General features: G+C 48.2%; 16 protein-coding genes. 5 read left to right on the plus strand and 11 right to left on the minus strand.

Going from position 1 to position 19,544, the window contains the following annotated elements:
* Positions 1-17 precede the first annotated feature (17 nt).
* Positions 18-1,244, minus strand: a complete 1,227-nt coding sequence (locus BMZ72_RS17445; RefSeq protein WP_089810587.1) for an MFS transporter — start codon at positions 1,242-1,244, stop codon at positions 18-20.
* Positions 1,245-1,362: 118 nt separating this feature from the next.
* Between BMZ72_RS17445 and BMZ72_RS17450 the strand changes: the two genes are divergently transcribed.
* Complete coding sequence (locus tag BMZ72_RS17450; RefSeq protein WP_089810589.1) at positions 1,363-2,103, plus strand: NYN domain-containing protein; 741 nt, start codon at positions 1,363-1,365, stop codon at positions 2,101-2,103.
* 64 nt (positions 2,104-2,167) lie between these two features.
* On the opposite strand, the gene BMZ72_RS36595 is transcribed toward BMZ72_RS17450, so the two are convergent.
* From BMZ72_RS36595 to BMZ72_RS17465, 4 genes are all read right to left on the minus strand, one after another.
* Positions 2,168-2,311, minus strand: coding sequence for a hypothetical protein (locus BMZ72_RS36595; RefSeq protein WP_012788481.1), 144 nt, complete (start codon positions 2,309-2,311; stop codon positions 2,168-2,170).
* 71 nt (positions 2,312-2,382) lie between these two features.
* The gene (locus tag BMZ72_RS17455) at positions 2,383-4,362 is read right to left on the minus strand and encodes an alpha-ketoacid dehydrogenase subunit alpha/beta (protein ID WP_089810592.1); all 1,980 of its coding nucleotides are present in this window, start codon (positions 4,360-4,362) and stop codon (positions 2,383-2,385) included.
* 10 nt (positions 4,363-4,372) lie between these two features.
* The gene (locus BMZ72_RS17460) at positions 4,373-4,720 is read right to left on the minus strand and encodes a phage holin family protein (RefSeq protein WP_089810594.1); all 348 of its coding nucleotides are present in this window, start codon (positions 4,718-4,720) and stop codon (positions 4,373-4,375) included.
* 48 nt (positions 4,721-4,768) lie between these two features.
* Complete coding sequence (locus BMZ72_RS17465) at positions 4,769-5,701, minus strand: hydroxypyruvate isomerase family protein (protein WP_089810596.1); 933 nt, start codon at positions 5,699-5,701, stop codon at positions 4,769-4,771.
* 165 nt (positions 5,702-5,866) lie between these two features.
* On the opposite strand from BMZ72_RS17465, the gene BMZ72_RS17470 reads away from it, so the two are divergent.
* From BMZ72_RS17470 to BMZ72_RS17480, 3 genes are all read left to right on the plus strand, one after another.
* Positions 5,867-6,838, plus strand: a complete 972-nt coding sequence (locus tag BMZ72_RS17470) for a formylglycine-generating enzyme family protein (RefSeq protein WP_089810598.1) — start codon at positions 5,867-5,869, stop codon at positions 6,836-6,838.
* A 78-nt stretch (positions 6,839-6,916) separates the two neighbouring features.
* Complete coding sequence (locus BMZ72_RS17475) at positions 6,917-8,254, plus strand: Gfo/Idh/MocA family protein (protein ID WP_089810600.1); 1,338 nt, start codon at positions 6,917-6,919, stop codon at positions 8,252-8,254.
* A gap of 82 nt (positions 8,255-8,336) precedes the next feature.
* A complete protein-coding gene (locus BMZ72_RS17480) occupies positions 8,337-9,659 on the plus strand; it encodes a D-alanyl-D-alanine carboxypeptidase/D-alanyl-D-alanine-endopeptidase (protein WP_177222821.1) in 1,323 nt (440 codons plus the stop codon).
* On the opposite strand, the gene BMZ72_RS17485 is transcribed toward BMZ72_RS17480, so the two are convergent.
* The 5 genes from BMZ72_RS17485 to BMZ72_RS17505 form a co-directional block, all read right to left on the minus strand.
* Positions 9,656-10,300, minus strand: coding sequence for a hypothetical protein (locus tag BMZ72_RS17485; protein ID WP_089810604.1), 645 nt, complete (start codon positions 10,298-10,300; stop codon positions 9,656-9,658). The genes BMZ72_RS17480 and BMZ72_RS17485 overlap by 4 nt on opposite strands.
* 111 nt (positions 10,301-10,411) lie before the next feature.
* A complete protein-coding gene (locus BMZ72_RS17490) occupies positions 10,412-11,779 on the minus strand; it encodes a carboxypeptidase-like regulatory domain-containing protein (RefSeq protein ID WP_143087720.1) in 1,368 nt (455 codons plus the stop codon).
* A 128-nt stretch (positions 11,780-11,907) separates the two neighbouring features.
* Positions 11,908-13,353 carry a Gfo/Idh/MocA family protein gene (locus BMZ72_RS17495; RefSeq protein WP_089810607.1) on the minus strand — a complete coding sequence of 482 codons (1,446 nt, stop codon included), beginning with the start codon at positions 13,351-13,353 and terminating at the stop codon, positions 11,908-11,910.
* Between the two features lie 69 nt (positions 13,354-13,422).
* A complete protein-coding gene (locus tag BMZ72_RS17500; RefSeq protein ID WP_089810609.1) occupies positions 13,423-14,109 on the minus strand; it encodes a gluconate 2-dehydrogenase subunit 3 family protein in 687 nt (228 codons plus the stop codon).
* Between the two features lie 21 nt (positions 14,110-14,130).
* Entirely contained in the window at positions 14,131-15,870 is a 1,740-nt protein-coding gene (locus BMZ72_RS17505; protein WP_089810611.1) for a GMC family oxidoreductase, read from the minus strand.
* 103 nt (positions 15,871-15,973) lie between these two features.
* Between BMZ72_RS17505 and BMZ72_RS17510 the strand changes: the two genes are divergently transcribed.
* Positions 15,974-17,443: a gluconokinase gene (locus BMZ72_RS17510; RefSeq protein WP_089810613.1), complete on the plus strand. Its 1,470-nt coding sequence runs from the start codon at positions 15,974-15,976 to the stop codon at positions 17,441-17,443.
* Positions 17,444-17,519: 76 nt separating this feature from the next.
* Here the strand turns inward: BMZ72_RS17510 and mutL are convergent, their stop codons facing one another.
* Entirely contained in the window at positions 17,520-19,412 is a 1,893-nt protein-coding gene (mutL, locus tag BMZ72_RS17515) for a DNA mismatch repair endonuclease MutL (RefSeq protein ID WP_089810615.1), read from the minus strand.
* Positions 19,413-19,544 lie beyond the last annotated feature (132 nt).

Raw genomic sequence — 19,544 nt, forward strand, 5'->3', positions numbered from 1 at the left:
ATGATAAGTTATCCGGTCTAGCGAAGAAATCTCCTTATGGGCGCCCGCATATGCACAAAACGCATCATTATCTGCAGCCTGCGATTGTGATAAATAAACAGCAGATATACAGATGCCAGTAATGTCACTACCGCTGTACAGTAGAAGGTGAGGGCGAAAAAATGGGTGTCGTTGTGGTAAATAAAAGCGGACAGGTATGCGCCCAGACCGATACCCGCTTCCATCGCAATATACATGCTGGCCAGGGCGCGTCCTTTAAACTGTGGATGTCCCAGATCGATCGTCCAGGCAGTGATCGCCGGGGAGTTCAATCCTACAGATACGCCGTAGATAATAGCCGCTGTCAGCATCATAGCAGGTGTATGTGCTACTGCCAGTACAAAAACCGCGATTGCCATCGTAAAAGAGGAAATCTTCAGGACGGGAACACGTCCGTATTTATCAGATACCTTTCCTGCCAGCAAACGGATGCCGATGGAGGCGGCTGTGAAGAAGGTGAAGAACAATCCTTTATTCTGAATGCCCAGGTGGCTGCTGAAGTCGGGAATAATGGTGAACAGGGCGCCATAACTGAGGTAGGTCAGGAACGTGACGATTACCGGCGCCAGTACCAGTGGCTCGAAGATCTCATTCTTTGAGATCCGGAGTGTGGATAACCGGAAGCCCTGTTTGTCTGCCAGTGTTTCCCGCATGCCACCCGCCAGGATCACCACTGAGAGCAGCGCAAAAACTGCTGATATCTGGAACATCACCTGGATATTCCATTGTGTGGATATATACCCTCCGATAGCTGGTCCGAGTGCCAGGCCGATCGTACTGAATAATCCGACCATACCCATGGCTTCCGCTCTGCGGGTAGCGGGTACAATATCAGAAACATAGGCGGCGGTACCAGTTGGTTTAAAACCGGTGGAAAATCCATGGAAAAAGCGCAAGAGTAAAAATGCACCTACAGAACTAACAAGGGGATAAAGCAGGCTACATACCACACATACCAGTGAGCCGAAGATCATTACAGGTACCCGGCCGACTGTATCTGTCAGTTTCCCGCTGAAAGGGCGGGATAAACCTGCCATCAGGGTGAAAAGGGCAAGAATATATCCTTTGTAATCCTCACCACCCATCCGGGTCAGATAAGCGGGTAATTCCGGAAGCAACATGTTAAAGCTGGCGGAAAACAGTGCATTGCTGAGGCATAGCATAACGAAGTGGAAGGTATAAACTCTCCCGGGCGACTGATCCATAGCACAAAGTTACAGATAATGGATTTATACACAGGAGCTTACCAGAAAAATTACAACTAATGTTATTTTATCAGCAGGCTGGTGTTAAATTTGTTTATCAACCCCAATAAAGGCATGTATGGAAAACAAAGATCTCCGTTTGGCAGTCCTTATCGATGCTGACAATATTCCCCACACCAAGGTGAAAGAGATGATGGAAGAGGTGGCGAAGTATGGTATTCCCACATTTAAGCGCATTTATGGGGACTGGACAAAACCCACACTGGCCGGCTGGAAAATAGTGTTGCTGGACAATGCGATCACGCCGATACAACAATACAGTTATACCTCCGGCAAAAATGCCACCGATTCCGCAATGATCATCGATGCGATGGATATTCTGTATACCGGCAGGGTAGATGGTTTTTGTCTGATCACGAGTGATAGTGATTTTACCCGTCTGGCCACGCGTTTACGGGAAGCAGGTATGCGGGTATTCGGGCTGGGAGAGAAGAAGACACCCAGTGCGTTCAGGGCAGCCTGTGACAAGTTCATTTACCTTGAAATCCTGGTGAGCGAGGTGAAGGATGCGTCTGTCAAACCGAAAACAGTAAAGGAAAAGGGTAAGGCGATCAGCAAGGCAGATAAGGAGCTGGTAAATATGCTGGGATCGAGTATCAATGATATTGCAGATGAAGATGGCTGGGCATACCTGGGAGAACTGGGGAATCTGTTATTAAAGAAACAGCCGGATTTTGATGCCCGAAACTATGGGTACAGCAAACTTTTACAGCTGATCAAAAGCTTCGATGACTTTGAAATAGACATCAGGGAGAGCGGCCGCAAGATGGGGAAACTGGTATATGTCAGGGTAAAATAAGACATAAAAAAAGCCATTTTACAGTGGAGTAAAACAGCTTTAAAATATCTTAAGTTGTTGAATACTAGCGTTTAGCGTACTTGATCGCTGCGTACAGGAACATGGCAGCAAACACGATGATAACAACATAGGTCAAAGAGTGAGCGATCTTATCTCCAGCTCTGTAAAAATCTGTAGTCTCTACGTTATTGATTACTTCAAGCAACATAAAAAAAATGTTTATTGGTCCGGGCTGCAAGTTAGCGCATTATCCTGGAAAATCCCAACATACGTACCTGCCTAATAATTCATCAGTTGCTGTATGCATTGATGCATACGCGTTTTCGCGAGGAAATTTTTCTCCAGCTCAGCTGCAAAAGGTACAGGCGTATCGAGTCCTGCACAGCGCATTACCGGAGCGTCCAGTAAGGAAAAACAGTGTTCCGCTATCCAGGCGCTGATTTCTGCTCCAATACCACCAGTCAGTGTGTCTTCATGCAGGACCAGCACTTTTCCACTTGCTTCCACAGCGGCTCTGATCGCTTCATAGTCCAGCGGAAGTAAAGAGCGGAGGTCCAGGATGTTTAAGGATATATCCGGATATTGCTGCGCATATTCCAGCGCCCAGTGTACGCCACTCCCATAGGTAATGATGCTGATATCATCTCCGCTTCGTACAAGTTTTGCTTTTCCGATCTCTATCGTGTACCAGTCCAGTGATACCGGACCGCTGATACTGCGGTAGAGCGCTTTATGCTCAAAGAATAATACAGGGTTCGGATCGGCAAATGCAGCTAATAAAAGTCCTTTTGCGTCTGCCGGTGTAGATGGGTAGACGACCTTCAGACCGGGGACATGCGTAAACCAGGCCTCATTACTCTGAGAATGAAAAGGGCCTGCACCAACACCGGCACCTGCCGGGAGGCGGATGACCACATCGGCCGTCTGGCCCCAGCGGTAATGTATCTTCGCCAGGTTATTGACGATCTGGTTAAAGCCGCAGCTGACAAAGTCGGCAAACTGCATTTCTATCATACTCTTAAAACCCATGATGGATAGTCCCAGCCCGGCGCCAATAATAGCACTTTCGCAAAGAGGGGTATTCCTTACCCTTTCCCTGCCAAATATGGTGGAGAAGCCCTCTGTAATTTTAAAAGCACCACCGTATTCTGCGATATCCTGTCCCATGAGGATGAGATTGGGATAGCGATCCATTGCCTGGTGCAATCCTTCTGAAATCGCATCTATAAACCGCTTTTGCGGGGAAGGAGTATCCTCCGGGGGAGCTATTGCTGCAGGAGCCAGTGCATAGATATCCCTTAGCTCGTCTGCAATACTGAAGGCTGGAGAAGTAGCCGACAGTGCTTCATGTATATCCCTGTCTATTTCCTGTTTGAGTTGTTCCCGGATATTTTTGATCTTATGATCGTCCAGGAGGCGGAGATACTGAAGAAAGCCTTCAAAATGAAGGATAGGGTCCTGTGTAGCCCATTCTTCCAGCAGGGCAGGAGGAACGTATTTTGTACCGCTGGCCTCTTCATGACCGCGCATACGGAAGGTCATGGCTTCTATCAGGACAGGTTGCTGTTCCTGTAAGGCGTGTCTTTTGGCTTCTTTGATGGCATGGTAGACCTCGAGCAGGTTATTACCGTTGATACGCATACCACGCATACCATAACCTGCCGCACGTTGTACGAGCTGTTCACAACGGTATTGTTCTTCTACCGGTGTGCTCAGGCCATAGCCATTATTTTCTATGAGAAAGATAACAGGGAGGTCCCATACAGCCGCTACATTGAGGGCTTCATGGAACTCGCCTTCACTGGTACCGCCTTCACCGGTGAAAGCGAGAGCCACTTTATTTTCCTGTTTAAGTTTATGTGCGAGGGCAATACCATCCGCAATAGAAAGTTGCGGCCCCAGGTGGGAGATCATGCCACATATGTGATGCTGGCGGCTGCCGAAATGGAATGAGCGTTCGCGTCCCTTGCTGAATCCCAGCGGACTACCCTGCCATTGGTGAAACAACTGCTGGAGGGACATCTGCCGGGTGGTGAATACGCCCAGGTTGCGGTGCAGGGGGAGTATCCATTCATCCATATCTAACGCTAAAGTGGCGCCGACGGCAATAGCTTCCTGGCCTATACCGGAAAACCATTTTGTCACCTTGCCCTGCCGCAGCAGTAAGAGCATTTTCTCTTCTACCAGGCGGGGATACAGTAATTGTTTGTAAAAACTCAGCAGCTCCTCATCACTGATGTGTGCACGTTCAAAGTACATGGTGTAAAACTCAATCGTTATTGCCTCCTGCTATACTGTGCATAATACCACTGACTACGGTCAGTACCACACTGAATATCAACGCCCAGAAGAAGCCATCCACGGAAAAGCCCTTTACCAGTCTTGCAGCCAGGAGAATGATCACTGCATTGATCACCAGCAGGAAAAGTCCAAGCGTCAGTAGAGTGGCAGGTAGGGTCAGTAATACCAGGATCGGTTTTACCAACAGGTTCAAGATAGCTAATACTAATGCAAGGATAAGCGCACTGGTAAAGTCTTTGATATTAACACCGGGCAATATATAGGCAGTCACCATTGCTGCCAGCGCCGTTACTAATAACCGGATCAGAAAGTTCATAGGGAGTTGAATTTTCCGGGAAGGTAATAAAATTGGTGTTATACCCGATTACAGAAAATCGTCACTTTCCCGGTATGCCTTTATGAGTGCCTGTTCGCCTTCTTTTCCGGGATTGGCATTACCATGTTCCATGCCCAGGATACCTTTGAATCCTTTCTTGTGCAGGTGTTTGAAAATGTTTTTGTAGTTGATCTCACCGGAAGTAGGTTCCTTACGGCCAGGATTGTCACCGATCTGGATGTAGGCGATTTCATCCCAGCACATGTCCATAACAGGGATCAGGTTGCCGGTATTGCGCTGCATGTGATAGATATCGTAAAGTATTTTACAGCTTGGGCTGTTGACAGCTTTACAGATGCCGTAGCTTTGTTCTGCGGTGCGCAGGAACAGGTCAGGATTGTCGCTCAGGGGCTCCATGACCATTACCAGGCCTTCTTTTTCCAGTACACCCGCGCCGGCACGGAAGGCTTCGATCACATGTGCCGTCTGTACGCCGATAGGCAGGTTACGTTCAAAGTAGCCAGGCACTACGGTCGCCCATTTCGCATTGACACGTTTGGCGGTTTCCAGTGCCTTTTTACACTCTTTTACAAAAGCGTCTTTAAACTCCTGTTTGCCGCTGGTCAGAGACACCTTCCAGTTATCGCCGGCATCGATCACAAATACCCCCATCTGCATACCAAGTTTGCTGAGCAGTTTACCGATCTTCTCCTGTTCTGCCGTGTCTCTTTTCATCATGCCGTTGTCTTCGATGGAACGGAATCCCTGATCATACATGAACTGTATCTGATCGAGGAAGTTTTCGCCGCCACTGTTTTTAAACATACCGTCATGAGGGGCATAGTTGAGATTGAAGGTTTTGCCTGCGTGTTCTTTATCCTTGCCACTGAAGGACTGATGGGCGGCTGCCGCGGCACTGCCTGCTGCCAGTGTAGAGAGACCTGCCAATGTGCTTTGCTGAAGGAATTTTCTTCTTTCCATAACGTTAAAGGGTTGATTGCATGAATGCTAAATGTAATCGCTTTTTGATTCCGGCGCAAGGGCTCCCTGAGGGAAAAGTGTATTTCTTACCCTCATTCATGGAAAAAACGTTGCATCCCAATTTTTGATTTAATAAATTCACAGGTATTATCTTTCAAACGAGTTATGAAAAACAGATTATTGGCGTTGTCGCTGGGATCGATACTCGCTGGTCCGGTGTTCGGACAGGAGACCGCCTCCCAGCCATTTGCTGCTTACGAAGAAAAACTGCCAGGAACTACATTCTCTTTTAAAATGGTGCCTATTCCCGCAGGAGAAGTGACGCTCGGAAGTCCTGCAGGCGAAAAGGGCAGAAGCGCCGACGAAGGACCGCAAAAAAAGGTGAAAGTCAATGCATTCTGGATGAGTGCATATGAAGTTACCTTTGAGCAGTATGACGTTTATTCCGACCCGGAAAAAGACAAAACACCTATTCCGGACGGGATGACAAGACCGAGTCCTCCCTACATTGACCTGACCCTGGGAATGGGTAAAGTAGGTGGCTTTCCGGCCAACAGTATGAGCCAGTACGGCGCATTGATGTACTGTAAATGGCTTTATGCGAAAACCGGTGTATTTTACCGCCTGCCAACAGAAGCGGAATGGGAGTATGCCTGCAGGGCTGGTGCTACAACCGCTTATCCTTTTGGCAATGATGCCGCAAAGCTGAAGGAATATGCCTGGTATGCCGGCAATAGCGATAACAAATACCATAAGGTAGGAGAGTTAAAACCTAATGCCTGGGGCTTGTATGATATGCTGGGTAACGTAGCGGAATGGACCCTGGATCAGTACGATGAGCAGTATCTGCAACATGCAGAAGAGAACAATCCCTGGATTAAGCCGACATCCAAAACGCCCCGGACCATCAAAGGCGGTAATTACCGTGATGAGTCATTGGCCTTGCGCAGTGCCAGCAGACTGAAATCTGATCCGGCCTGGAACCGCAGAGACCCACAGATACCAAAAAGCTTCTGGTGGAACGCAGATGCGCCATTTATCGGATTTCGTGTAGTGCGTCCGGCACAGCAACCGACAAAAGAAGAAGCCGCACGTTTTTTTGAAGAGGTCGTAGATCAGTACAAAGGATCAAGATAAGTTACAGACAGCGATAAGCTGAACACACAGGTCAATAGTAAAAATTCCCCCGATTAACACATAAAAAAACCTTCTATCATGCAACAGGAAGAACTGAATCAATTCCACGGAAAGTCCCGCAGGGACTTTGTAAAAGAGTCTTCATTACTGGCTGGCGGTTTACTGACCATGCCTATGTTGTCTCAGGCCAATTTCTTTTCAGGAGCAGACAATGTCATTAAAATAGCGCTGATCGGATGCGGTGGGCGTGGTACCGGTGCTGCTGTGCAGGCACTGAGTACCAAACAGAACGTTCAGCTGGTGGCAATGGCAGATGCTTTTGCAGAGCGACTGAATAACAGCTACAACGACATTAAAGGCGAAGTAGGTGACACACCTGGCAAACTGAATGTAAAAGAAGAAAACAAATTTATCGGTTTTGACGCCTACAAAAAGGCGATCGCACTGGCAGATGTGGTGATCCTCGCTACACCTCCCGGCTTCCGTCCGATCCATTTTGAGGAGGCGGTAAAACAGGGTAAACACATCTTCATGGAGAAACCAGTAGCGACCGATCCTGCTGGTATCAAAAGAGTGCTGGAAGCAGCAGAAGTAGCAAAGAGCAAAAAGCTGAATGTCGTAGTAGGGTTACAACGCCGTTACCAGACCTCTTACCGCGAAATGTACAAGCGTTTCCAGGATGGTATCATTGGTGACATTTTATCTATGCAGGTATGGTGGAACCAGGGTGCACTGTGGGTAAGACCACGTAAACCTGAATATACAGAGATGGAGTACCAGATGCGTAACTGGTATTACTTCAACTGGTTATGTGGTGATCATATCGTAGAACAGCATATTCACAATATTGACGTCGGTAACTGGTTCATGAACGATTATCCGGTGACAGCCGTAGGTATGGGCGGACGTTCCGTACGTACCGGTAAGGAATTCGGAGAGATCTATGATCACCACTATGTAGAATACCGCTATGGTAATGGTGTGGTGATGAACAGCCAGTGCCGTCACTGGAAAGATGCGGATAGCAGGGTAGACGAGGAGATCGTTGGTACAAAAGGCCGTATGCTGATGGATAAAGCCGTGATCAAAGATCATAAAGGCAAGGTGCTGTACCAGTTTGATAAAAAGCAGGAAAATCAGCCGTATCAGGCAGAACACGATGAGCTGTTTGCTGCTATTGCAAAAGGGGAGTATAAATTCCATGATGCAGAAAGAGCGGCTAAAACAACGCTGACGGCTATTATCGGCCGACTGGCCACCTATTCCGGACAGACCATCGCCTTTGATAAAGCACTGAATTCCGGACTGAATCTGCAGCCTGCTACCTATGCTTTTGACGCGGCGCCACCAATCGTGCCGGATGCTGATGGTAATTACGCTTATGCGCATCCAGGTATCACTAGATATTTCAGCTGACACGCTGTATATTAGAGATAATTTGTAATATAATAAGATGTTGAAGGCTCCATTATGGAGCCTTCACTTTATAAGGATGTTTATGAGATCATTCAGGATTGTTTTATCAGGGTGTCTGTTACTATCGTTTATTAAGCCGGTTGCCGCACAATACGGTCCGATTAAAAAATGGGCAGAAGAGGAGTTACTGACAAGTGCACCGCTGAAACAGGCGCATACCGGTATCAGTATTTACGAACCTGCCACCGGCAAATACTGGTACAACTATCAGGAAGATCATTATTTCACACCTGCATCCAATACAAAGATCTTCACCCTGTATACCGGCCTACGCCTGCTGGGGGATTCATTACCAGCTTTACGCTATTTCCGTACCGACACTGCTTTGTATGTAAAAGGAATGGCAGATCCTGCGTTCCTGCATCCGGATTATAAAGTGCAACCCGCCTGGCAGTTGTTACAGCAGGCTAATCAGCCGATTGTACTGGTGCCCGCAGCGATAGAAAACAAACGTTTTGGTAGTGGCTGGGCATGGAGTGATTATGCCGACTACTATCAGCCTGAATTGAATGAATGGCCGGTATATGGCAACGTTGCGCACGTGCGGCATCACGGTGACACTACTGTTATATGGCCCCGTATGTTCAGTGATACGCTGCATTTTTCGGTTCACCGGAATGATAAGCTGGAGGAACTGCTGACAGAAAGAGATGAACGTAGTAACCGATTCTCGGTCACCTACAATGGCAATGATAAAAGTGTACAGGAAGGAGAAATTCCATTCATTACAGGGGGGAGTGAGGACCTTATATACCGCCTGCAGGACACCCTGCATAAACAGATCAGCATCGCGGCTATGGGTAATCAACCAGCTCCTGCGTCCTTTTCTTTGCTGAGAGGCATTCCCGTGGATACCCTGTTTCAACCGATGATGCATCGTAGTGATAACTTCTTTGCGGAGCAGACGCTCATGATGTGTTCCGCCCTGTTGTGGGATACGATCAGTACCGCGCGTACGATCGCGTTTATGCAAAAGAGCTACCTGGCCAATCTGCCGGATACGCCGAAGTGGGTAGATGGCTCCGGACTTTCCCGCTATAACCTTTTTACGCCGAGAGATTTCGTAAGTGTGTTGTCTGATATGTATAAGACCTATCCTTCACAGAGATTATATGCCCTGCTTCCGACAGGTGGAAAAGGCACCCTGAAGAACTACTATAAACAACAGTTTGTGCATGCGAAAACAGGCACTTTATCCGGATGCGTCGCATTGAGCGGATATCTGGTGACTAAAAAGAATAAAACACTCGTATTCAGTGTATTGGTGAATAACCACAACAACAGTGCTACCGCTGTAAGACGAACGGTAGAAAGTTTCCTCACCCAGATCTGGGAAAAGTACTAACGGATCTTGTAGTCCACCAGCCGTACTGTATCAGTAACGGAAGCGGTTTCTATATAACCGACGCCCGGCGCATAGTAATAGGTTGCGATGGTGCCGGCAGGGTATGTCGTTTCTCCTACAATGATTGCTGCATCCTGCCGGATGACAATAACGCCGTTGTAAGTGATACCCATAACGCGTCTGGAAACATCTCTTTCAAGCAGATGGTATTGCAGCAGACCGAATTGTTTTACCCCTGCAACGGTGGCTAGTACGGTATCGCTCCAGGTAGAACCTGCGGGATAGTCGTCATGCAGAAAGAGTCTGTCACCTGGTGTCAGTTCATAGTCAGGCAGGGACAAAGCCTGTTCATACAGGAAGTAACTTCCATTATTACAGCGGATAAACTGGTCGTTATACCCGTCATTAAGAATGGAATACGGACGTCCTTCGATGCTGGTATCTTTCCTGACCCGTAGGGTATACTGAGAGGCGTCTCCCAGATTGTTGACATACTGATAGGTAAACGATGACCCGATCGTATACGGGGCATAACTACAGGGAGTGACGGTATTCAATGCTTCAAGGCTTTTTTCTTTACGACATGCGCACGTAGCAATAATACTCAAGGCTCCCAATACGGATAGCAGTTTAGATGGCATAGGTACTTACTCTAGTTAACATTGGCATAGGAAGGCACGGGATAGTAGGTCCGTAAAAGTAATAAAAAACTTTCGGGCGACTTAGTATAAATTATTGAATATCATAATTAGTTAATCACAAACCACAATGTTGGGCGTGATGGTGCCATTGCTGGCGTTGGTCGTCATGGCGGACGTTTTTCCTGTACCGTTGTCGGTTGCCGTCAGGGTGATATTGACAGGATCTGTTTCACATCTGACGATGGTCGTATTGAAAGTGCCTTGTGTAATGGTAGCGGCGTAATTGGTTCCGTCGATATTGATGATCACTTTTCCTGCCGCCACATTGGTATTGTCACAGTCTTTAGCGGTTCCCCTGATAATCAGGGAGGTACTTGCCGGTAATGTGACGCTGATGTTACTGACGGTGGCAGCTGCGCTGAAAGGACCTATTTCCTGCTGACGCAGTACGTTGTCGCAGTTATCGGTGACTGTCAGGATCAGCACATTATTGGCGGGTACTTTGCCGTAGAAGATGCCGTCTTCGGCAGAGAATGCGAAAGATGGAATGAAATCGACCTTGGTCATCACCGTTACCCTGATATTGGGCACCGGATTACCATTCTGGTCTTTAATGCCGGCTGTGAGTGCGATCTGTGGTAGCGTGGTGGCACAGAGCCAGTAGCCGGGTTTAGTGATCTTACCAACATAATCATTGCCCTCGCGGGTAGCGGTTCCTTCCTGTATCCAGAAACCGGTGTCGCCGTTAAAATACCAGAGCGGTATTTCGGTAGGCGCACTGCTGGCCAGGGTATTAGGTATCATAATGCGGAAAATTGCCGGATTGGTGGAATCCGGATGCAGGGTATTGCCGGCGCCATCTTCCATCGTGGTGGCGATCATACTGAATGCCCGCAGGAAAACCTGTCTGTTCTGCTCATTTATACCCCGCAGGTCACCAGGCATCTGATCGGCAATGGTACTGTTCTCCGGATTGATATAAATGGAACGAACGGTTACAGGACCGCCATAGGGCTGGTCTCCGCCAGTCAGAATGCTGCCGGGAGGAAAAGTGAGGGTCCCTTCAGGAAAGGGGATTACTCCGCCGGATGTGCCACTTATAGGATTCTGATTTTCAAGCAGTAGTTCGATTTGTATATACTGTATAATGCCTTCCCGGACCATCAGTGTGCGGTAGCCTTTGAAATAGCCAGCTTTATCCACACTTACAACAGTTGCATCGTCGGGACCATTAATTTTTTCCAGGAGAAAATAGCCATTTGCATCAGTCGTGGCAGTTACGCCGCCACCGCTGACAGTTGCGCCCTGTACCGGCTGACGTTGTTCATTCAGTACACGTCCCTGAATACTGGTAGTGACGATTTGAGCAGGAGGAGGTTCTGTCTCCGGAGGAGTCCCTTCAAGAGAAAGTTCTTTCCTACAGGAGCTTATTGTTAATAACAACAGGCAATACACCAGCACTGGGGACAATCTTAACAAATGCATATGGAATTTGGGATGGGATTAATGAACGTTGTAGTAAATATAGCGCTTAACTGGCTGACCAGCAAAGAAAAAGGGAAGAACATTGCTGTCCTTCCCTTTGAATATTGGTATTCGTAGCTGAGCTATACACCAAGGCTCCAGCCCTGACGGTATGTTCTCTTAACGAACTGATTGGCATCATCAAAGTTGGTAATTTTCATTTCCTTGCTATCCCAGAGCAGTTTGATATAACGGCCAGGGAAGCTGGTTTTACCTTCTTTTTCTTTCCTGATGTCGAAGCTTCTGATAGCGAGGTTGGCCATCAGCAGTGTTTCGGTCAGCGGACCGGCAATAGAGAACGGAGAGCTGATCAGTTTGTCTTTCGGACTATTGAAACCAGCGATCGCCGCATTAACCCACTGTACATAGTGTCCTTCCGGTACACGTGCAATGGTCTGCGGTGTGTTCGTCTGTTTGGTCTTGCTGGTCGGTAGTAACTGCGGATCTCTACCGTAGGTACCACACATCATTTTACCTTTATCGCCGATCAGGATAGCACCGTTACCACCGTCACCCATTACCTCGTTTGGTCCCAGTTCTTCAGGGCGTTCTGGCTGGATACCACCATCCATCCAGTGGAGGGTGATTTCTTTACCGTTTTTACCGTCGAATTTCAGGATTACGTGAGATGAAGGAGGACAGCTTTCAGGGAAGTAGCCGCGTTTGAATTCGTCTACATAAACGCTACCTACGCTGCATTCAACTGATTTCGGATAACCCAGTCCGAGAATACGGAATGGAGGTTCGATGATGTGGCAACCCATATCACCTAATGCACCGGTACCATAATCCCACCAGCCACGCCAGTTAAACGGTACCAGTTTATCGATATAATCTTTGTAGGGAGCAGTACCCAGCCAGAGGTCCCAATCCAGTTCTTTAGGCACTTCTGCCTTCATGCTGGACCATGGAATACCCTGTGGCCATACCGGACGGTCTGTCCAGCAGTAAACGGTGTGTACATCGCCGATCAGACCGGCATTGTACCATTCCATCATCTGACGTACGCCATCGCCGGAAGCACCCTGGTTACCCATCTGTGTAACCACTTTATTTTTCTGGGCAGCGGCAGTCAGTGCACGTGCTTCGAAAATATCGTGGGTGAGTGGTTTCTGCACATATACGTGTTTACCCAGCTGCATGGCCGCCATTGCCGCTACTGCGTGCTGGTGGTCAGGTGTGGAAACCGTAACGGCATCAATATGTTTATGCTCTTTATCGAGCATTTCCCTGAAGTCTTTGTAGAATTTCGCTTTCGGGAAACGAGCAACGGATGCTGCTGCTCTGCGGGTGTCTACGTCGCACAGGTAAGTGATGTCTGCAGGACCTTTTGCGATCTCAGACAGATCGCTTTCTCCTTTACCGCCTACACCAATACCGGCAACACGTAAACGATCGCTGGGAGCAATAAAACCTTTACCTCCTAAGACGTGACGTGGAACGATCATAAAACCAGCTGCAGCAAGGGCACCTTGTTTTAGGAATGATCTACGGGATTCATGACTTCCCTTGTTATTTTTTTCGACCATATGTAACAAAATTTACCGATCAATATAAAAGAAAATGAGAGAAATTACCTGTTATTAATGATGTGTGGATCAGTCCCAGGTCATGATCGTACCCCTGTCTTCCATTTTTACATACAGCGGAAGCAGTTTTTCATCATAGGCAAGACCATATTGTTGCAGGACATCCGCCGGCACACCATCCCATTCGGTAGGAACGTTGCCTTTATAGCCAAGGTCCCTGATACCGGCTTCGCTGGTAAAGAAGCCGTTTGCCGTCAGGTCGCGCATCAATGAGAAGAAGGCAACGCCCTGACTCATTTCTGGTTTTGCCTGCTCCGGATAGGCGATCTGGTCCACCAGTTCCAGTTGTTGTTGTTGTGTACAGTCAGTGAACGCATTGTTATAACGTTTCATACACTGTACATCCAGCCAGCGTAATCCACCGCGCAGGGGCAGTTTGAACTGTGGCTGGTCCTTGGCCATGAACTCAATGAATTCCGGCACTTTAGCTGCTGATGCACTGATAGAGTGATCGTCAGCAGGTATAATAATATCTGCGAGTACGGTGATTGTTTTCAGCTCTGTAGCGGTAAAAAATGTCTCTGCCATCAGTGCTGCATCTCTGGTGGCCTCTGGTTCTGTACGACCATAACCGCCGAGTTTACCAGCTGTTTCCTTGTCTTTGGCCGGAGACTTTTTATCATCGCAGCCGGTCAGTATAGCGCCAACGGATAAGGAGCCTATTGTCAGCGCTTTGAGCGATTCCCTTCTGTCCATAATGGGATGAATTAAGGTGTATTAAAGGTTTTGCTTTTTCAGTTCACTCATCATGTATTCTGATGCACGGAGCGATAATGCCAGAATGGTCCAGGTCGGGTTTTTATCTGCCTGAGATACAAACGGACCGCCATCCACGACAAACAGGTTTTTAACATCGTGCGCCTGATTGTGCTTGTTGACTACAGAGCGTTTCGGATCGTCGCCCATACGGGTAGTACCTACTTCATGAATGATCCTGCCCGGTGTTTCCAGGCCGTAGTTTGTTTCAGGACCAGGTTTGGTACCCAGTGGTACGCCACCCATTTCATGGATCAGCTGATCGAAGGTATCCTGCATGTGTTTGGCCTGTTTGACCTCATGATCACTCCAGGTATAATTGAAACGCAGTACCGGAATACCCCATTTATCCACCACTTTCGGATCTATTTCGCAATAGTTGTCTTCACGGGCGATACATTCACCTCTGCCGGCCATACCAACGGTAGCTCCGTAGAAGCGGCGGTAATCGTCCTTCAGGGAGGCGCCATATCCACCCGCAGGTTTGGGTTTGCCATCACTACCTGGATATTTACCATTCAGGCGATCAATGCCGCTAAAACCACCATAAGATGGCATACGCATACCGCCTCCGAATTCTATATGATATCCACGGGCAAAGTCCAGTTTTTTGTTGTCTTCCCACCAGGGGATATACACGTGCATACCACCTACACCGTCTTCATTATAGCGTTTACGGTTCATAAGATGCGGCATAAAGGCTGCGCGGGAGGAACCGGTGGAGTCATGCAGGTATTTACCAACTACATTGCTGGAGTTGGCTAATCCGTTAGGGAATCTGGCTGATTTTGAGTTCAGCAGCAGACGGGCAGATTCACAGGCGCTGGCTGCGAGGACGATCACCCGTGCATTCACGACATATTCCTGGAGATCTGTTTTATCGACGTACGCAACACCTGTTGCTTTTCCTTCTTTATCAGTGAGTACTTCCCTGGCCATAGCGTTGTCGTAAAGATCGACGTGTCCGCTTTTCATAGCAGGTTTTACGAGTACGGAAGAAGAGGAGAAATCGCCGTACACCTGGCAACCACGGTTACATTGTCCGCAGAAGAAACAGGCGCTGCGCTCTTTATTCACAGGCCTTGTCAACATGGACATACGGGCTGTGATCACCGGAATCTTCAGTTTGTCTCCCGCTTTCTTCAGCATCAGTTCATGCAGTCGCGGTTTGGGAGGGGGCAGGAAGAATCCGTCCGGCTCATTGGTCATCCCTTCTCTGGTACCAAATACGCCGATCATTTTATCTACACGGTCATAGTAAGGAGCGACATCCTCATAGCTGAGTGGCCAGTCATCTCCCAGACCGTCATAACTTTTATGTTTAAAATCCCTTGGGCCAAAGCGGAGGGAGATACGTCCCCAGTGATTGGTACGTCCACCTACCATGCGGGAGCGGAACCAGTCGAATTTGGTCCCATCTTTAGCTGTGTAGGGTTCTCCTTCGATCTCCCATCCACCATAAGCAGCATCGAAATCGCCAAATGGGCGGGTCGTAGTTGCGCCTCTGCGGGGAGATGCGTAGGGCCATTTTAACTGGGTGATTTGTTGCGGGTCAGCCGGATCATATTTCGGCCCTGCTTCCAAAAGGGCTATTTTAAGTCCGGCTTCAGAGAGTATTTTAGCAGCCATACCGCCACCTGCACCTGAACCAACAATGCAGATATCATACACAGGTCCCTTCTGTTTTATCTGAAAAGCCATATCGTGGATAATTTATTTGACCTAAAGTGATTTTAAATCTATAAATTATTTTCTAAGGATTATAGCAAAAAAAGTATAAAAGGAAATTTATAAAAACATAGTAATGGAATATATAATAGGTGTGGATCTGGGTACAAGCAGTGCCAAAGTGATTGCGGTAAGACAGGATGGAAAGGTGATGGCTCATTCGCAGCAGGAATATACTATTACGCAACCGGAGCCTGGCCATAGTGAGCAGGATCCTGATGTGATATTACAGGCTGTGAAGAACGGTATCAGAAGTGTGGCTACTATTATGAAAGATCCACCGGCAGCGGTATCATTCAGCACGGCAATGCATAGCGTAATGGCCATGGATGGAGCTGGAAAGGCTCTGACCCCGCTGATTATATGGGCGGACAATCGTAGTCAGCCCGTGGCAGACAGGTTACGGCATACACCCCTGGCAGCCAGTTTACATCAGCAGAGTGGTACCCCGGTACATGCCATGTCGCCGCTTTGCAAGATCATCTGGTGGAAAGAACAGGTTTCGGAGGTCTTTGGAGCAGCTGCCTGCTTTATCGGGATCAAGGAGTATATATTCTATTATTTCTTTGGCCGCTATATCACAGATCATTCGACGGCTTCAGCGACCGGTTTATTTAATATACATGAGCTGCAATGGAATGCTGCTTCCCTGGAAGCCGCTGGTATAACCGCCGCTCAGTTGCCCGAACTGGTGAGCAGTGACAGTATCATTGAAGGCCTACTGGAAAAAGTAGCACAGGAACTGGGTATTCCTGCCAATACCCGCTTTATTGCCGGCGCCAGTGATGGATGTCTGGCGCAACTGGGCAGTAACGCACTCGATAAAGGACATGCCACACTGACGATCGGTACAAGTGGTGCGGTACGTATGGCGATTGGCCAGCCAATAACTGATCCGGAGGGAAGGCTATTCACCTATGTGCTGACCCCCGGACATTTTGTAACAGGGGGAGCAATCAATAATGGTGGTGTCGTGTTGCAATGGTACCTGGATTCTTTCCTGCAATCGGCTACCGAAAAGCCGCTACATGTAGATGCCGGTCTGCAACAGGCCATGAACACACCGCCGGGAGCGGAAGGCTTATTATGTCTTCCTTATCTGCATGGGGAACGGGCGCCGGTATGGGATGGGCATGCAAAAGGAGCGTTTATTGGCGTACAGCCACAACACACTACCTGGCATTTTATGCGGGCTTTGCTGGAAGGAATGGCGATGGGCCTGCTCAGTATAACAGAGGCATTGGAAGAGACGGCAGGGAAGGTGGAGAAGATTTCCGTGAGCGGTGGATTTACGCATTCGGCAGACTGGGTGCAATTAATGGCCGACGTGTTCCAGCGTCCGATGCACCTGCGGCAGGAGAGTGATGCATCTGCCATGGGAGCTGTATTACTGGGTTTTCAGACCCTGAAAATAAACACCAGCTTTGGGGCAGTACCTGAGAAGGTGTTTGCGCCCCGTACAGAGCATGCAGCCGTATATCGCAAGGCATATGCAATACATGGCAAACTATATGGTGCTTTGAAAGATATCTTTCCCCTGTTCTGAGAAAAGGGGGAATATGAAAAAGCCTGATCAGAGACGATCAGGCTTTTTCTATTATAATGAGTTTGTTGTCAGTTGCTTATCCGAACATCTTGGCGAGGTCCGTCAGTTTGAAGGAAATATAGGTGTATTTACCTCCAGGTGCGGAGTTCGGCATGGTGCAGGCAAACAATTCATCAATAATGTTCTGCATCTCGCGAGTAGACAATGATTTTCCTGCCTGGATGGAGTTGTTATGCGCCATAGAGCGGATCAGTTGTTCTCTGCGAGGCAGTTTGAGCTCATGGCTGAAGTGTTTGAACTGTTCGAGCAGTCCTTCAATGCTGGCCTGTTCGTTGCCACTCTGGATATCGGCCGGGGTACCCCTGACTACAAAGGTATTGTTACCGAATGGTTCCAGGTCATATCCGAGGGTTTGCAGATCAGGGATCATTTCCATGATCAATGCCGCATCCGCAGGTAATAACTGCAATGTTTGCGGGAACAGGCTTTGCTGGGTAGGAATAGCGGTTTCCTGAACGGCGCGCTGATAGCGTTCATACAGGATGCGCTCATGCGCTGCCTGCTGATCTATCAGGATAAAGCCGGATTTGATCTGAGACAGGATGTATTGCTGGTGTACCTGAACAGGGACTTTCTGATCGATACTGGTGTCCTGCCAGCCTTCATCGATCATCGATGTGGCGGAAGAACGGCTCTCGATAGTCGTAGAGTGAGTCGTGTAAGACTCATCCTGCGGACTGTCCATGGTTTCAGTCTCTGTTTCTGTATATGTTACATTAGACTCACCGGAGCCATACAGATCTTTCCAGTGTTTCAGGTTACTGGATTTGTCGATCGTATGGGCCTGATTGGCCTGTGTAAAGCTTTTATAGAGGGAGGTGTTGACAGATTTTGCCTGTTGCTGTTCAGTAAATGGTTTGCTGACAGCATCCAGTTGCTGGATACCCGGATCCAGACCAAAGTCGAGGGTCGGGGTGATGTTGAATTGTGCCAGTGCGTGTTTTACAGCGGACTGTACAAAGGCATACATCAGCTTTTCGTCATCAAACTTGATTTCCTGTTTGGTGGGGTGGACGTTGATATCCACATGACCGGGGTCCAGGTCGATGAATAATACGTACAGCGGGAAGCTGTCTGCCGGGATCATTTCCGCAAAAGCGTTCATGATGGCATGGTGCAGATACGGGCTTTTGATGAAACGGTTGTTAACAAAGAAGAACTGGTCTCCTCTGGTTTTCTTCGCCGTTTCCGGTTTCCCTACAAATCCGTGTACGTTCATATAGTCAGTCGTTTCCTTTACAGAAACGATCCTGGCGTTATAATGCTGTCCAAGGATGGCGATAATACGCTGTTTCAGGGAGCCCTTTTCCAGGTAGAAAAGCTGCTGTGTATTATTGGTAAGTGTGAACTGGATCTGTGGGAATGCCATGGCTACGCGGATGAACTCATCCACGATATGCCTCATTTCGGCGGCATTGCTTTTCAGGAAGTTACGACGGGCCGGTACGTTGAAGAAGAGGTTCTTCATGGCGATACTGGTACCTTCAGCTGTCTGACACATTTCCTGTTTTTTCACAGCACTGTTGTCGATTTCTATGTAGGTACCTATTTCCGAACCGCGGAGACGGGTTTTGAGTTCGACCTGGGAAACGGCGGCAATAGATGCCAGCGCTTCACCACGGAAGCCCATCGTACGTATGGAGAAAAGATCGTTTATCGTCTGTATTTTGGAAGTAGCATGGCGCTCAAAGCACATACGTGCATCCGTCTCACTCATGCCTTTTCCGTTATCAATCACCTGCACCAGCTCCTTTCCGGCATCCCGGATAATGAGTTGAATTTCTGTCGCACCTGCATCTACGGCGTTTTCCAGCAGCTCTTTTACTGCTGAAGCGGGCCGTTGGATCACTTCCCCTGCTGCAATCTGATTCGCTATATTGTCTGGTAATAGATTTATAATATCCGCCACTTATTATGTGCCTTTTGCCGTAAAGTTAGCAAAGTTTAGCCTTTGATGGGGGAACTGGGGTAAAGAAGTGCACCGGAGAATGTGTATATGAGGTGGACTTAATATGGGGCTGATAATCGAATGTGCGTACAG

Source organism: Chitinophaga sp. YR627 (assembly GCF_900114995.1).
Taxonomy (GTDB): domain Bacteria; phylum Bacteroidota; class Bacteroidia; order Chitinophagales; family Chitinophagaceae; genus Chitinophaga.